This window comes from Streptomyces sp. NBC_01166, from assembly GCF_045039765.1.
Lineage (GTDB): Bacteria > Actinomycetota > Actinomycetes > Streptomycetales > Streptomycetaceae > Streptomyces.
The window spans coordinates 2,440,928-2,455,957 of the sequence record NZ_CP108613.1 but is presented as its reverse complement, the minus strand read 5'-3'; the positions used below and the strand labels follow the sequence as shown (position 1 = coordinate 2,455,957).

Below are 15,030 nucleotides of genomic sequence, written 5' to 3'. Positions count from 1 at the left end.
CCCGTTCAGCACACCGCGGAATTCGTAGGGGCGGCCTACACCGGCACGGCCTCCACCGGCGCTCCCGTCATCCGGTTGGCCAGCGTCGACATCGTGTAGGCGCCGATGCCGAGAACCACCTCCAGGGCGTTGCGCGAGGTGTAGCCGAGCGACAGGAAATCCTGGAGGCGCGCGTCCTCGACCGCACCGGCCGTCTCCAGGACCGCGAGGGTGAACCGCCTCACGCCCTCCAGCCGTTCGTCCGGCAGAGGCTGCTCCTCGGAGGCCCGCAGCGCCGCGACGAGCTCGGGTGCCGCGCCGAGCGACCGCAGTCTCCCCGTGTGCATCTCCACGCAGATGTGGCAGTCGTTGCGGGTGGCCATCGTCATGACGACGACCTCGCGGGACAGCGGGTCCAGCGTGCTCGACTCGAAGGCCGCGCTCGCCTGGAGGAAGCCGTTGAGCGTCTCCGGCGACGTGGCGAGCCGGGCCACGGCGGACGGGACACGGCCCCCCTGCTTGCCGGCCATGGCCTCCATGGTGCGGCGGGACGCCTGCGGCGCCGAGCCGATGGTGTGATCGGGGAAGTGCGTACCGGACATGGCGGTCCCCTCGCGGTAAACTCGACAACGTGATTGTCGAAAAAGTAAACCAGGTTGTCGAGATGTGCAATGGCTGAGGAGAGGAGCGGAGGAGAAGAGGCGGGATTCGAGCTGCCCCTGCTGCTGTTCGCGGGCTTCCGGTCGATCATCGACGCCCTGCACCGCGACCTGGCCGCCCACGGCCACCCGGACGTGCGCCCGGCATACGGCTTCGCCCTTCAGGCGGTGGGGCGGGAGGGCGCGAGTGCCAGTGAGATCGGCCGTCGGCTGGGCGTCTCCAAGCAGGCGGCGGGGAAGACGGTCGACAAGCTGGAGGGCCTCGGCTACGTGGAACGGGTCGATGATCCCGGCGACGGCCGGCGCAAACTGGTCAGGCTCACCGCCCGCGGCGTCGACATGCTGGTCAGATCCGCCGAGGGCTTCGACCGGCTCCGCGCGGAGTGGGCCGAGGAGCTCGGCGCGGAGCGGGTCGGGGCCATGGAGGCGGACCTGCGGAGGATGGCACCCGCAGCCGCCTTCCGACTGGACGCGGAGCGCTGGTTCGCCGGCTGAGCGAGCCGGCCGTGCGGTCAGCCCCGGTCGAGGTAGGTCAGGACCGCGAGCACGCGCCGGTTGTCGTCGTCCGAGACGGGCAGGCCGAGCTTGCCGAAGATGTTCGAGGTGTGCTTGGCCACCGCCCGCTCCGTGACCACCAGCTGCGACGCGATCGCCACGTTCGAACGGCCCTGCGCCACCAGCTCCATGACCTCACGCTCCCGGGGCGTCAGGCCGCCCATCGGCTCGTCCGCCGAACGCCGCGACAGCAGCTGCGAGATGACCTGCGGATCCATCGCCGTACCCCCCGCGGCGACCCGGCGCACGGCGTCGATGAACTGGTCGGCGTCGAACACCCGGTCCTTCAGGAGATAGCCGATGCCGCCGTTGCCGTCGGCCAGCAGCTCCCGGGCGTACAGCTGCTCCACGTGCTGCGACAGGACGAGCACCGGAAGCCCGGGTCTGCGGCGGCGGGCGGCCAGCGCGCACTGGAGGCCCTCGTCCGTGTGGGACGGCGGGAGCCGGACGTCGACGACGGCGACGTCCGGCTCCAACTCAACCAGGGCCTTGGTCAGTTCGGGCCCGGACTCGACTGCCGCCGCGATCTCGAAATCGTAGGCTTCCAGCATGCGCACGAGGCCGTCGCGGAGCAGGAAGAGATCTTCGGCTAGGACAACGCGCAAGGGATCTCCATGGTCACCATGGTGGGACCGCCCGCGGGACTGCTGACGGCCAGGACGCCGTCGAATGTACCCAGCCGGCGCTCGACTCCGCTCAGTCCCGAGCCCGTTCCGACGGTCGCACCGCCCTTGCCGTTGTCCGTGACGGAGGTCCGCAGCATGCCCTCGGAGTGGTGCATGTCCACCCAGAGGCGGTCGGCTCCGGAGTGCTTCACCGCGTTCGTCAGGATCTCGCTCACCGCGAAGTACGCCGCCGACTCGACCGGTGCCTCGGCCCGGCCGCCGAGCTCCACGGTCACCTCCGACGCGATCGGCAGCCGCAGGGCCAGCGCCTTCACGGCGTCCCCGAGCCCTCGTTCGGCGAGCACCGGCGGGTGGATGCCCCGTACGAGATCACGCAGCTCGGTCAGGGCCTCCGCGGAGGACGTGCGGGCCATCGCCAGCAGCTTCTTCGCCTCCGCCGGGTCCTTCTCGACGAGCGCCTCGATGGTGCCGAGGTTCATGCCCATGGCGACCAGCCGGGCCTGCGCCCCGTCGTGCAGATCCCGCTCGATGCGCCGCAGTTCGGACGCCGCCGTGTCCACGGCCTCGTGCCGGGTCTCGGTGAGACGGTCGATGCGCTGCGCGAGCTCCTCCGGGGCGGGCGAGAGCGCCGACCGGGCGAGCACGAAGTGCAGGCGCAGCAGGGGCTTGCTCGCGAACAGCCCGACATGGAAGATCACGACGCCGAGCGCAGCGGCGGCCAGGCCCGTCATCTGGCTGTCCACCGGCACGAATCCGTACCAGTACGCGTCGTCCTCGAACACCCGCCACAGTCCCGCCGCCAGGACGAGCCCCTCCAGCGGCCAGACCAGCAGGGCGAAGGTGAGGACCAGCAGGACGTACCCCGCCGTCATGTCGATCAGCAGCCACCGAAGATCCCGCCAGGTGGCGGGGTCCTTCAGCAGCAGAGTGGTGCGCTCGACCTGCCCGGTGAATCCGGAGCGCACATCCTTCGGGAACGGCCGGTAGGGGACCGGGATGCGGATGTCCGACCAGCTCGCCGCGAGCAGCCGGCGCTGGTTGGCGTGCTTGCGCACGGCTTCCATGACCCACGGAGTGGTGACCAGCCCTATCCCGAGCGCGACGAAGGTGATCGAGAGGACCGACAGGACGAAGAGGGTGACCGAGCCCGCGATGCTCGCGAAGGAGAGGACGAACGCCCGCCCTCCGGTGAGCATCGCGGTCCGTACCCGGCTCTGTGCCGACTTCATGGTGGTGTCTCCCCTCGCCGGGTCCACATCGGATCCCGTTCGGCACCCAGTCTCGCCTGTAGGCAAGGGGCACCGTCAGCCGTTCCGACCCCCGGCCGGGGTGTACCTGGCACCACCATCGGAACGGCGGGAGGCCCCGGGGATGAACCCCGGGGCCTCCTGTACGAGCGGTGTGCGATCAGGGCGCGTACTTGTAGCCCACGCGCCGCACGGTCTGGATGGACCGGCGGTGCTCGGCGCCCAGCTTGCGGCGCAGCCGGGCCACGTGGACGTCGACGGTGCGCCCGTCACCCACGTGCCCGTAACCCCAGACCGTGGTCACCAGCTGGTCCCGGGTGTGCACCCGGTGCGGGTGCGCCACCAGGTGTGCCAGCAGCTCGAACTCCAGGTACGTGAGATCGAGGGTGACGCCGTCCACGGCGGCGGTGCGCCGCGTCGAGTCGATCCGCACGGGGCCGCCTGCCGGGGCGTCGGTCACCGCCGGCTCCGGAACGAACTCCCGGTTCTGGGCGGAGGCCACGGCCCCGGCCAGAGCGGGCTGCTGGTCGGCGGGCACGAGTACCAGGTAGCCGACCATCGGAGGCCGGCCCGGCAGGGCCGGCAGCGTGTGCTGGGGTGCGGGCAGCCAGGTGGCGCCCGGCGGCAGGAAGCCGGCGACGTCCGAGAGCGCGACGACCTCGTCACGGTCGACGGCACGCAGCCGGTGGCGGTTGGGGGAGAGGGTGTTGCGGGCGTTGGTGGTGGCCGCAGCGGGCACCGCGGACGCCGCGGTGGCGGCGGAAGCGGTGGAGAAGGTACGGGTGTTCGCCATGAGGGTCAGCTCTTTCGCGCGAGGAGTCGTCCAGGACGTACGTCGTGCGCGCGGGCCGAAGGCCGGGGTGATGCGGCTTTAGAGGGCCTGCGCGTTCCACGCGCGGCAACACACCCGGTCGAAGTCATGGTGCTGACGAGAGGGCCAGAACGGCTCGAGGTCGCTGCGACCCGACGCGGTGTGCTGGAAGCTGGCCATGTCCCCATTGAAGCAGAGATTGCGGCCGCGCAGGAGGGTCCTCTCACCCGTCGATACGGGCCGCCGTGTCAGGTTCCTCACGCCCCCCTCCCGCACCGGCCGGGCACGCCGAAGGGGCGCCCGCGAGCGGACGCCCCTTCGTGCCGAGCCGATGACGGATCAGACCTGGCCGGCCTTCTCCAGCGCGGTGCAGCAGGTGTCGACGATCAGCCGTGTGACCACGTACGGGTCGACGTTGGCGTTCGGGCGACGGTCCTCGATGTAGCCCTTCTGGTCCTGCTCGACCTGCCACGGGATACGGACCGAGGCGCCGCGGTTGGAGACGCCGTAGCTGTACTCGTTCCACGGGGCGGTCTCGTGCAGGCCGGTCAGGCGGTCGTCGATGCCCGCGCCGTAGTTCTTGACGTGGTCCATCGGCTTCGAGCCCTCACCGAGCGACTCGGCCGCGGTGATGATCGCCTCGTAACCCTCGCGCATCGCCTTCGTGGAGAAGTTGGTGTGCGCGCCCGCGCCGTTCCAGTCGCCCTTGACCGGCTTCGGGTCCAGGGTCGCGGAGACGTTGAAGTCCTCGGCGGTGCGGTAGAGCAGCCAGCGGGCGATCCACAGGTGGTCGGAGACCTCCAGCGGCGAGACCGGACCCACCTGGAACTCCCACTGGCCGGGCATGACCTCGGCGTTGATGCCGGAGATCGCGAGGCCCGCCTTCAGGCAGTTGTCCAGGTGCTTCTCGACGATCTCGCGGCCGAAGATCTCGTCGGAGCCGACACCGCAGTAGTAGCCGCCCTGCGCGGCCGGGAAGCCGCCCTCGGGGAAGCCGAGCGGACGGTGTCCGTCGAAGAAGGTGTACTCCTGCTCGATGCCGAAGATCGGCTCCTGGCCCGCGAACTGCTCGGCGACCGGGCGCAGCGAGGCGCGGGTGTTGGACTCGTGCGGAGTCATGTCGATGTGGAAGACCTCGCACAGGACGAGGATGTCGTCACCGCCGCGGATCGGGTCCGGACACGCGAAGACCGGCTTCAGGACCCGGTCGGAGGCGTGGCCCTCGGCCTGGTTGGTGCTCGAACCGTCGAAGCCCCAGATGGGCAGATCCGCCACGGCCTTCGAGGGGCTCCCGGCCATGATCTTCGTCTTGGAGCGAAGCTTGGCGGTCGGCTCGGTGCCGTCGATCCAGATGTACTCAGCCTTGAACGTCACGGACGCCATCCTTTGCGGGTGCTGCGGTCTATGGTGCGCAGCTTCGCAAGGCGCGATTTCCCGACCGTTGCCCGAATGTGAACCCCGTGTTACCGAGGTTTCGCGAAGGCGTCCCACGGCAGGTCCCCGCCGCCCGGTGCCGTCTCACCCAGCGGCGCACTGGATACGTTCCGCACCGGCGGCCCGGCCCGGGCAGACTGGCGGCATGACCACACACCCGGATTCCGCCGCGCCGCTGCGCATCGGCCTCGTCGGGGCGGGCCCCTGGGCGCGCCTCACCCACGCCCCCGCCCTCGCCGCCCACCCCGCAGCCGTGCTGAGCGGCGTATGGGGGCGCCGCCCCGAAGCGGCGGACGCGCTCGCCGCAGCCCACGGCACCGAGGCGTACACCGGCGAGGCGGGCATCGACGCGCTCCTGGCCACGAGCGACGCGGTGGCGTTCGCCGTGCCGCCCGACGTCCAGGCACCCCTGGCCGCGCGCGCCGCCGAGGCCGGATGCCACCTCCTGCTGGACAAGCCGGTCGCCACCACCGTGGCGGGCGCGCGCGAGGTCGCCGACGCCGCCGAGCGGGCCGGGGTCGCCTCCGTGGTCTTCTGCACGCTGCGGTTCGCCGAGGGCACGGCCGGGTGGATCGCCGAGCAGGCAGCGGCGGGCGGCTGGTTCACGGCCCGCGCCCTGTGGATGGGCGCGCTGTTCGCGCCGGGGGCGAACAGCGAGTTCGGCGCCTCGCCGTGGCGCCGCGAGAAGGGCGGTCTCTGGGACGTGGGCCCGCACGCCCTCTCGGTCCTGATCCCGGTCCTGGGTGATGTGACGGAGGTGGTCGCCGCCCGTGGCCCGGCCGACGCCACCCATCTGCTGCTGCGCCACACCTCCGGCGCGTCGAGCACGGTGACGCTCGCCCTGGGCGCACCGGAGGGCGCGGCCGGGACCGAGGTCGAATTCCGGGGCGAGCGGGGCGTGTCCGCCCTGCCGGCGGGAGGCGGCGACGCGCTCGGCGCGTTCAGGGCGGCCGTGGACGCGCTGGCCGACGCGGCGCGTACGGGGGTGGCGCACCCCTGCGACGTACGGTTCGGGCTGCGGCTCACCGAGGTGCTCGCGCAGGCGGAGGAAGCGGTGGGGCGGGCCTGATCCGCTCGTCACGCCCCGGGAGCAGGCCTGGACGGCCGGTTACGGTGCCGAAGTTCGGACCACGCGGGAGTCACATCGGGTGGATCGTGGGCACGGTGTTCAACAGGACGTCCGCCCCAGCGCGTCCCGTACCGCCTCGTCCGTCCGCGCCACCACGGCCGAACCGTCCTGCGCGGTGATGATCGGACGCTGGATCAGCTTCGGGTGTCCGGCCAGCGCCGCGATCCATCGCTCGCGCGAACCGGCGTCCCTCGGCCACTCCTTGACTCCGAGCTCCTTCGCCTCCGCCTCCTGGGTCCGGGTGATGTCCCACGGCTCCAGTCCGAGACGGTCGAGCACGGCCCGGATCTCCTCGGGCGAGGGCACGTCCTCCAGGTAGCGGCGGACCGTGTAATCGGCACCCTCCGCGTCGAGCAGGCTGACCGCGCTGCGGCATTTGGAACATGCGGGATTGATCCAGATCTCCATGGGGCCCAGGGTACGGGAGGGGTCCCCGAAAACGCCTCTGGCCAGGGGCGATTGTCAGTGGTGGGCAGTAAAATGGGGGTAGTTCGTGAGGGTTCCACCACCGTGCCAGGAGGTTGCCGATGGCCGTTGCCACAGTCACGACCCAGCCGCTCCACAAGCCACTGCGGAAGAAGCCGCTCCCCGCGGGCCGGCCCCGCGAGTGGTATGTCTCCCACAACCGCCGCCTGAAGGCCATGCGCCTGGCGATAGCCCTGCTCGACACCGGGGTGTACCAGCCGTCGAGCGCCGACAACGCCCGCATCCGCGCGACCGCGGACCGTCTCGCCATCCACCCGCCGTCCGACACCACCTGCCGCATGGTCCGTGCCCTGATCCGCTACGGCCGCTGACCCGGCCCGCCTGTGCCCCCGGGGGAGCCCCGGGGCACAGGCGCCGGTTCCGCCACCGTGCGGGACGGGTGCGAGACTGCACGCCATGTCTCTCGCCGACCTGACCTTCGCCCGCTGGCGCGCCCTGGACACGGCCACCGCCACGCGCCACGCGGACGAGGCCGCCCGCCGGACCGGCGGGCGGCTCCTCCGGCTGGACAGCTCCCCGCACCCGGACGGCGGAGGGCACCGCGCCGTGATCGAGCGGGCCGGTGAGCTGTACGCCCTGGTGCCCGGCGGTGAGGTGGCCGTCGGCTTCGACGTGGACGCCTGGCAGCCCCTTCCCGAACAACTCGTCTCCTACCGCGAGGAGAGCCTCGCGGGCGGCTTCGGCTTCGAGACCGACCCGCGCGACCGGCTCGCGCGGGTGATGACCCCGCCGCGCACGGTCACCCTGCCCACGGTGCTGATGGCGGTCGAGCCCAGGAAACTGCCCGAACTCCCCTCGCTGGTCCCCGAACTGCTCGCCGGGGACGGCCTGCGGCTGCCCAGCCCCGACGAGTGGGAGCACGCCTGCGGAGCCGGCGCCCGCACACTCTTCCGCTGGGGCGACGGCTACCTGGCGGACGTGTCCCCCTACGGCGCCGGCGGCGGCCCGCACTGCCTGCCGAACGCCTTCGGCCTGCACATCGCCTTCGACGTCTACGACACCGCCGAGATGACCTCGGACCCCGGCTCCGTATACGGCGGCGACGGGGGAGAGGCGGTCTGCGGTGGCTACGGCTCGCTGCTCGAATGGCTGCCGCTCGCCACCGCCAACCGCAATCCGGCCACCGCGGCCTTCCTCGACGGGCCCGAGGGCGAGGACATGTTCGCCGACTTCAACGCCCGCCCCGTCATCGACCTCGACTGAGCCGGACCACCGGTCGCGGCCGGAAAGGGCCTCTGGCCACCGCACACGCTCTCCGGAAGTGTGACGTGTCACAGACAACACAGCGGGGCTGTGGGAACTTCAACTCTGTTACTCGTCAGTTGTGTTACCGACGTGCGCGTGGAGAGGGTCGCAATGAGCACTCTGCAAGCCATCACGCTCGACCAGGTGGTCGACACGGACCACTACCCCTTGTCGGAACCCGGGAGCCCACAGGCCCGCGCCGTGGTGGCGCGGGCGAGGCGCGAACTGGCCGAGGCCGGCTGCACCGTACTGCCCGACTTCGTCCGCCCTCCGCTCCAGGAGGTCCTGCGACAGGAATGCGCCGCCCTCGCCCCGCACGCGTACTTCGACGTCGAGACGGTCAACGTCTACAACATCGACGTGGACGAGGACCTGCCCGAGCACCACCCCGCCCGCCGCACCTTCGAGCGCGGCAACGCGTTCGTCGCCCGCGACCACATCCCCGGGGGCTCCCTCATCGGCCGGCTCTACGCCCACGAGGCGTTCCAGCGCTTCGTCGCCGACTGCTTCGGACTGCCCCGTCTGCACGAACTCGCCGACCCGCTCTCCGGGCTGGTGCTCAACGTGGTACGGCCGGGCATGGAGCACCCCTGGCACTTCGACACCAACGAGTACACGGTCAGCATGCTGACCCAGGAGGCGCAGGAGGGCGGATCGTTCGAGTACTGCCCGAACATCAGGTCCGCCGACGACGAGCGCTTCGACGACGTCCGGGACGTCCTGGACGGCAAGGGCGCGCCGGAGCGCCTGCCCCTGCGCCCGGGTGACCTCCAGCTGTTCAAGGGCCGCTACTCGCTGCACCGGGTCAGCCCCGTCCGCGGCGGCCTCGCGCGCCACAGCGCGATCTTCGCCTACAGCGAGCGCCCCGGCGTCATCGGGAGCGTGTCACGCACCCGGCAGCTCTTCGGCCGCGTACTGCCCGAACACCTGGCGGCGGAAGGCCGGGCCGTACGGGGCGACCAGCTCCTGGACTAGTCCGTACGAACGGTTCAGGCACCGCCACGCGCCCCACCGAGGAGAACCCCTTGCGTCTCGACGCGTCCGGAAAAGTCTCGCTGGACCACATCTACACCGCGCCCGACCCCCGCACGTACTTCCAGGTGCTCCGCCCGCTCGGCTACTGCGTGCCCCAACTGGCCAAGCCCTACTTCGACAAGCTCGTCAAGGAGTACCGGGAGACGGAACAGGTCGCCGTCCCCCGCGTGCTGGACATCGGCTGCTCGTACGGGATCAACGCCGCACTGCTCAAGTACGACGCCACGATGGACGAGCTGTACGCGCGCTACGACGGCAGCGGCCCCGGCACCCGCGCCGGGCTGCTGGAGCGCGACCGCGACCTCTCCCGCTCCCGAAGCCCCGCGCAGGCCCTGCGCTTCACGGGCCTGGACGCCTCCGCCGAGGCACTGGCCTACGCCCACGAGGCCGGATTTCTCGACGACACCGTCAACGCCGACCTCGAGGCGGGCGACCCCACCCCCGCGCAGCGTGACCTGCTCGCCGGGACGGACCTGGTGATCTCGACGGGCTGCATCGGCTACGTCACCGAGCGCACCCTCACCCGTGTCGTCGACGCGCAGGACGGCCGCCTCCCCTGGATGGCGCACTTCGTGCTGCGGATGTTCCCCTTCGACCCCGTCGAGAAAGCCCTGGAGGAGCTGGGTTACCGGACGACCCGGGTCGACGGGTTCTTCAAGCAGCGGCGGTTCGCGGGCCCGCAGGAGCGGCAGGGCGTCCTGGACAGCCTCGCCGCGGCCGATGTGGACGCGAGCGGGCTGGAGGAGGAAGGCTGGCTCTACGCTCAGCTCCATCTCTCCAGGCCGCAGCACCGGTAGACCCCACCATCCCCACTCACCGAGAAGAGAGCCGCATTGAACGTCAGTCAGGAAGCAGCAGCCGACGCGACCTTCGCCCGTGAAGGAAGCCTTCCGCGCGTGCCGCTGCCCTCGCTCGAGGCGAGCTGCGAGAGGTTCCTCGCCTGGTGCGCCCCACTGCTGACCACCGAGGAGCTGGCCGTGACGGAGGCCGAGGTCGCCGCCTTCCTGCGGTCCGGCGGCCCCGGCCGGACGCTGCACGCGGCGCTGGAGGAGTACGACACCACGGAGGGTGTGCACAGCTGGCTCGACACCTTCTGGCCGTACCGCTACCTCGGCCGCCGGGACAGGATCGCGCTCAACGCCAACTTCTTCTTCCTGTTCCAGGACACCGGGCAGGGGCAGCTCGACCGGGCGGCCGGGCTCGTCGCGGGGGCGCTGCACTACAAGCGGCGGCTCGACGACGGGCTGATCGCGCCGGTGGAGCAGCGCGGCGTTCCCCAGTCGATGGTGCAGAACAAGTACCTCTTCTCCACGACCCGCATCCCCGGGGTGCCGCTGGACACGGTGCGCGCCCCGTACAGCGAGCAGGCGCCCGGGCCGTCCACGGCCCGGCACATCGTCGTGTTCTTCCGGGGCACCATGTTCCGGCTGGACGTGCTCGGCCCCGACGGCGTGCCGCACAGCCTCGACGAGATCGAGGCCGGACTGCGCGCCGTCACCAAGGCCGACGTCCACACGCCCGAGGAGGACCGGGCCGGCCACCTCACCACCATGGCGCGCGCCGAGTGGGCGGCCACCCGCGCGTCCCTCGTCGACGGTCACCCCGGCAACGCCCGCACACTGGACGACATCGAGACCGCGCTCTTCTGCGTCTGCCTGGAGGACTTCGCACCCGAGGACACCCAGGCCGCCTGCGACGAACTGCTTCACGGCGACCGCGGCAACCGCTGGTTCGACAAAGCCGTCTCCTTCGTCGTCTACGCGGACGGCCGGGCCGGCATCAACGTCGAGCACTGCGAGCTGGACGGGACGACCATCCTCAGCTTCACCGACGCCCTGCTCGGCACCCCGCCTGACGAGCACTCGCGCCTCTCCGGGGCGCGCCCCCAGGGCGAGCCGGCCCCGCACCCCCTGACCTTCGAACTGGACGCGTCCCAGCGGGCGCAGGTGCGCACCGCGGCCGAGGAGTTCGCCGCGTACGGCGACGCCACCGCCACCCGCACCGTGTTGTTCGAGGACTTCGGCAGTACGGCGGCCAAGGCGCTCGGAGTGTCCCCGGACGCCTTCGTCCAGGTCGCGTACCAACTGGCCCACCAGCGCGCCAAGGGCCACCTGGGAGCCACGTACGAGTCGATCGCCACCCGGCAGTACCGCCACGGCCGCACCGAGGCGATGCGCGTGGTCACCCCCGAGATGCCCGCCTTCGTCGCGGCGATGGACGACCCGGCGGCCGACCGCGACACCCGCCGCGCCGCCTTCCGGGCCGCCGCCGGGGCCCATGTGGCGCGGGCGAAGGAGTGCCAGGCGGGCCAGGCCCCCGAGCAGCACCTCTGGGAGCTCGAACTGATCCAGCGCCGCCGGGGCGACGAACTCGGTGTGGACGAGCAGCCCGCGCTGTACCGCTCCCCTGGCTGGCTCACCATGCGCGACGACTACCTGAGCACGAGCTCGGCGCCGTCCGAGAACATCCAGTACTTCGGCTTCGGCTCCACGAGCAGCCGCTGTATCGGCGTCGCCTACGTCCTGCTGCCGGACCGCTTCAACCTCTACCTGAGCACCCCGCAGTCAGTGGCCGGCCAGATGCACGCCTTCGGTGACCACCTCCGCGAGGCGGTCGCCGAACTGCGCGAACTCCTCGCGGACTGACCGGAGATACGGTGGGGAGGGGGTTGCGGCCAGCTCCTCCCCTCCGGTGTCATCCGGCCTTGCGTGCTCGCAAGGCCAGGACGATCGGTGTGGGGGTTCCGTGCTCGGCGATGCGCTCGAGCGTCAGCCCCGCGTCGAGGAAGCCGTGGAGCAGGCCGGGCAGTGGAAGATGGCCTGCTCCGACCTTGTCGCGCAGACCCTGGTCCGACCACGACTCCCTGGTCCAGCCGGCATCGCGGTAACCCGGCCTGATCACGACCGCCTCGGCATCACTGCGGTCGGCGAATCCACCGCAGAAGCAGGGATGAACACCGATGTGGACGAACACCCCGCCCGGACGGAGCACCCGGGCCGCCTCACGGAGCACCGCCGGGTAGCCGGGCATATCGGTGTGCACCATCACCGCGACGACGGCGGGCAGGGAACCGTCGGCGACCGGCAGCCGCGCGGCATCGGCCCGGGCGACCGGCAGGCGGCCCCGCGCATGCCTCAGCATCCCGCCGGACAGGTCCACGCCCACCGGCTCCCAGCCGAGCTCGCGCAGCCGCGTGGCGTGGATACCGGTGCCGCATCCGATCTCCAGGCACGCGGCCCCCTCGCCCTCGCCGAGCAGCTCACCGAGAACGCCGCCCAGAGCGAGCGGATTTCCGTCGGTGGCCCGGGCGGTCGGACCGCCGAGGAACTCCTGCTCGTACCAGTCCGCAATCCCGTCGTACGCCGATGCCCGCGCCATGTGATGGCCCCCTCCTCGCTCGACCCCTCGCCCGTAATCTGCCCGGAGCGCTGAGCCGCTCCCGGACTTTCGCCCGCGGCGGAACGGTGATCACGGTGTCGCGAGTCCCGCTCACGCCGTGGCCTCCGGCGCGATCTCCCTGATCAGGCCCTCGACCAAAGTCCTGATTTCGTCGCGGATCGGCCGCACGGCTTCCACGCCCTGGCCGGCCGGGTCGTCCAGCTGCCAGTCGAGGTAGCGCTTGCCGGGGAGGACGGGGCAGGTGTCGCCGCAGCCCATGGTGACGCACACGTCCGACTCTCGTACGGCGTCGACGGTGAGGACCTTCGGGGTCTCGGCCGAGATGTCGATGCCAGCCTCGGCCATGGCCGCGACGGCGGCGGGGTTGACGGAGGCGCGCGGGTCCGAGCCGGCGGAGCGGACCTCGACGCGGTCGCCGGCCAGGTGGGTCAGCCAGGCGGCCGCCATCTGGGAGCGGCCGGCGTTGTGGACGCAGACGAACAGGACGGACGGCTTGCCCGAGGAGTCGGCCATGATGATCGCTCTCTCTTGTCGTACGGCTGGACCAGCCGTCCATGACTTCACCCCTTGCTGATATCAGCGAAGAGTGATGTGACAGTATCAGCGCATGCCGACTTCAGTGGATCCTGATCTCATCCGGGTGCTGGGTGATCCGCTCCGCCTCCGGATCGTGACCCTGCTGGCCCGCGAGACCCTGTGCACGACCCACCTGATCGAGGAGACCGGAGCCAGGCAGACCAACCTCTCCAACCACATGAAGGTCCTGCGCGAGGCCGGAGTGGTGGAGACCGAACCCTGCGGCCGCTTCACCTACTACAAGCTGCGCCCCGAGATCCTCGCCGGTCTCTCGGAACAGTTCGCGGCGCTCGCCGAGTCCGCCCGTACGACGGCCGGGAAGAAGAGGGTCTGCCCGTGACCGGCGAGCGTGTCACCGCCGCTGCTCCCGCCACCGGCCGGACCGGGGGTGAGGACGGCTCGGTCGTCGAGAAGCTTTCCACTCCCGACCGCTACCTCGCGGTGTGGATCCTGCTTGCCATGGCCGTCGGCCTGGGGCTGGGGCGGCTGGTCCCCGGGATGAACGACGCGCTCGCGAGGATCGAGATCGGCGGGATCTCCCTGCCGATCGCCCTCGGCCTGCTGGTGATGATGTATCCGGTGCTGGCCAAGGTCCGCTACGACCGGCTCGGCCGCGTGACCGGTGACCGCAAGCTGCTGGTCTCCTCGCTGGTCATCAACTGGATCGTCGGCCCCGCGGTCATGTTCGCCCTGGCGTGGGTCTTCCTGCCCGACCTGCCCGAGTACCGCACCGGCCTGATCGTCGTCGGCCTCGCCCGCTGCATCGCCATGGTCATCATCTGGAACGATCTGGCCTGCGGCGACCGGGAGGCCGCGGCGGTCCTCGTCGCCCTCAACTCCGTGTTCCAGGTCGTCGCTTTCGGCCTGCTCGGCTGGTTCTACCTCGACCTGCTGCCCCGGTGGCTGGGCCTCGGCGACGGGCAGGGCCTGGATGTGTCCGTGTGGCACATCGCGCTGAACGTCGTCGTCTTCCTCGGCGTCCCCCTGCTCGCCGGCTTCCTCACCCGCCGTATCGGCGAGCGGAGGACGGGCCGCGAGAGCTACGAGGCGACGTTCCTGCCGAAGATCGGTCCCTGGGCCCTGTACGGGCTGCTGTTCACGATCGTCATCCTCTTCGCGCTCCAGGGGAAGACCATCACCTCGCGACCGCTGGACGTCGTACGCATCGCACTGCCGCTGCTCGTCTACTTCGCGATCATGTTCTTCGGCAGCTTCTTCCTCGGCAAGGCCCTGGGGCTGGCCTACGACCGCACCGCGACGCTGGCGTTCACGGCGGCGGGCAACAACTTCGAGCTGGCCATCGCCGTCGCCATCGCCACTTTCGGTGTCACCTCCGGGCAGGCGCTCTCCGGTGTCGTCGGCCCGCTCATCGAAGTCCCCGTCCTGATCGGACTCGTATACGTCGCGCTGGCCTGGCGAAGGAAGTTCGCCTCCGCGGCCCTCACCACGCCGGGCGGGGAGGTCTGACGCGCGCCCCCCGCGATCAGACGCGCAGGTCGAGCATGGCGGACATGGCCGCCACCACGGACGGGGCGACCTGGTAGTAGACCCAGGTCCCGCGCCGCTCCGAGGTCAGCAGCCCGGCCTCGCGCAGCTTCTTCAGGTGGTGGGAGACCGTCGGCTGGGAGACGCCGACGTCGGAGATGTCGCACACGCACGCCTCGCCGCCGGGGTGCGAGGCGACCTTGGAGAACAGGCGCAGCCGCACCGGATCGGACAGCGCCTTGAACATCACGGCCATCCGCTCCGCGTCGTCCTGCGACAGCTCTCCCGCGGTGATCGGCGGGCAGCACGGTACCGCGGCACCCGCGTCCAGGACCGGCAGCTCCGCGCGCTCTGAATTCGACAT

General features: G+C 71.1%; 18 protein-coding genes. 9 read left to right on the top strand and 9 right to left on the bottom strand.

The features are described from left to right. Positions 1–35: 35 nt before the first annotated feature. Complete coding sequence (locus tag OG379_RS11325) at positions 36–581, bottom strand: carboxymuconolactone decarboxylase family protein (RefSeq protein ID WP_405661715.1); 546 nt, start codon at positions 579–581, stop codon at positions 36–38. A gap of 69 nt (positions 582–650) precedes the next feature. Here OG379_RS11325 and OG379_RS11320 point away from each other — a divergent pair, with 69 nt between their 5' ends. Then, the gene (locus tag OG379_RS11320) at positions 651–1,133 is read left to right on the top strand and encodes a MarR family winged helix-turn-helix transcriptional regulator (RefSeq protein ID WP_393766249.1); all 483 of its coding nucleotides are present in this window, start codon (positions 651–653) and stop codon (positions 1,131–1,133) included. A 17-nt stretch (positions 1,134–1,150) separates the two neighbouring features. Here OG379_RS11320 and OG379_RS11315 read toward each other — a convergent pair whose 3' ends face one another. From OG379_RS11315 to glnII, 4 genes are all read right to left on the bottom strand, one after another. Next, on the bottom strand, positions 1,151–1,798 hold the full coding sequence (locus tag OG379_RS11315; RefSeq protein ID WP_405661713.1) for a LuxR C-terminal-related transcriptional regulator: 648 nt from the start codon (positions 1,796–1,798) through the stop codon (positions 1,151–1,153). After that, entirely contained in the window at positions 1,783–3,048 is a 1,266-nt protein-coding gene (locus OG379_RS11310) for a sensor histidine kinase (protein ID WP_405661710.1), read from the bottom strand. Before OG379_RS11310 ends, OG379_RS11315 begins: the two co-directional genes overlap by 16 nt. A 178-nt stretch (positions 3,049–3,226) precedes the next feature. Further along, entirely contained in the window at positions 3,227–3,859 is a 633-nt protein-coding gene (locus tag OG379_RS11305; RefSeq protein WP_405661708.1) for a winged helix-turn-helix domain-containing protein, read from the bottom strand. 357 nt (positions 3,860–4,216) lie between these two features. After that, positions 4,217–5,251 carry a glutamine synthetase gene (glnII, locus tag OG379_RS11300; RefSeq protein WP_393766253.1) on the bottom strand — a complete coding sequence of 345 codons (1,035 nt, stop codon included), beginning with the start codon at positions 5,249–5,251 and terminating at the stop codon, positions 4,217–4,219. A gap of 205 nt (positions 5,252–5,456) precedes the next feature. Between glnII and OG379_RS11295 the strand changes: the two genes are divergently transcribed. Then, positions 5,457–6,380 carry a Gfo/Idh/MocA family protein gene (locus tag OG379_RS11295; protein ID WP_405661705.1) on the top strand — a complete coding sequence of 308 codons (924 nt, stop codon included), beginning with the start codon at positions 5,457–5,459 and terminating at the stop codon, positions 6,378–6,380. Between the two features lie 99 nt (positions 6,381–6,479). On the opposite strand, the gene OG379_RS11290 is transcribed toward OG379_RS11295, so the two are convergent. After that, on the bottom strand, positions 6,480–6,848 hold the full coding sequence (locus OG379_RS11290; RefSeq protein ID WP_405661702.1) for an arsenate reductase family protein: 369 nt from the start codon (positions 6,846–6,848) through the stop codon (positions 6,480–6,482). A 119-nt stretch (positions 6,849–6,967) separates the two neighbouring features. Here OG379_RS11290 and OG379_RS11285 point away from each other — a divergent pair, with 119 nt between their 5' ends. From OG379_RS11285 to OG379_RS11265, 5 genes are all read left to right on the top strand, one after another. Continuing rightward, the gene (locus tag OG379_RS11285) at positions 6,968–7,237 is read left to right on the top strand and encodes a hypothetical protein (RefSeq protein WP_362933898.1); all 270 of its coding nucleotides are present in this window, start codon (positions 6,968–6,970) and stop codon (positions 7,235–7,237) included. 85 nt (positions 7,238–7,322) lie between these two features. Beyond that, a complete protein-coding gene (locus tag OG379_RS11280) occupies positions 7,323–8,129 on the top strand; it encodes a hypothetical protein (RefSeq protein ID WP_405661699.1) in 807 nt (268 codons plus the stop codon). A 153-nt stretch (positions 8,130–8,282) separates the two neighbouring features. Further along, positions 8,283–9,146: an arpA protein gene (locus OG379_RS11275; RefSeq protein WP_405661697.1), complete on the top strand. Its 864-nt coding sequence runs from the start codon at positions 8,283–8,285 to the stop codon at positions 9,144–9,146. A gap of 50 nt (positions 9,147–9,196) precedes the next feature. Beyond that, entirely contained in the window at positions 9,197–10,003 is an 807-nt protein-coding gene (locus tag OG379_RS11270; protein ID WP_405661694.1) for a class I SAM-dependent methyltransferase, read from the top strand. Between the two features lie 36 nt (positions 10,004–10,039). Continuing rightward, positions 10,040–11,851 (top strand): choline/carnitine O-acyltransferase, encoded by a 1,812-nt coding sequence (locus OG379_RS11265; protein WP_405661691.1) that lies wholly within the window; start codon positions 10,040–10,042, stop codon positions 11,849–11,851. A 49-nt stretch (positions 11,852–11,900) separates the two neighbouring features. On the opposite strand, the gene OG379_RS11260 is transcribed toward OG379_RS11265, so the two are convergent. Then, positions 11,901–12,584 (bottom strand): class I SAM-dependent methyltransferase, encoded by a 684-nt coding sequence (locus tag OG379_RS11260; RefSeq protein WP_405661689.1) that lies wholly within the window; start codon positions 12,582–12,584, stop codon positions 11,901–11,903. A gap of 111 nt (positions 12,585–12,695) precedes the next feature. Continuing rightward, the gene (locus OG379_RS11255) at positions 12,696–13,118 is read right to left on the bottom strand and encodes an arsenate reductase ArsC (protein ID WP_405661687.1); all 423 of its coding nucleotides are present in this window, start codon (positions 13,116–13,118) and stop codon (positions 12,696–12,698) included. 94 nt (positions 13,119–13,212) lie between these two features. Between OG379_RS11255 and OG379_RS11250 the strand changes: the two genes are divergently transcribed. Next, entirely contained in the window at positions 13,213–13,521 is a 309-nt protein-coding gene (locus tag OG379_RS11250) for an ArsR/SmtB family transcription factor (protein WP_405661685.1), read from the top strand. Next, the gene (gene arsB / locus OG379_RS11245) at positions 13,512–14,648 is read left to right on the top strand and encodes an ACR3 family arsenite efflux transporter (protein ID WP_405668476.1); all 1,137 of its coding nucleotides are present in this window, start codon (positions 13,512–13,514) and stop codon (positions 14,646–14,648) included. Before OG379_RS11250 ends, arsB begins: the two co-directional genes overlap by 10 nt. Positions 14,649–14,664: 16 nt before the next feature. On the opposite strand, the gene OG379_RS11240 is transcribed toward arsB, so the two are convergent. Continuing rightward, positions 14,665–15,030, bottom strand: coding sequence for an ArsR/SmtB family transcription factor (locus OG379_RS11240; protein ID WP_393766265.1), 366 nt, complete (start codon positions 15,028–15,030; stop codon positions 14,665–14,667).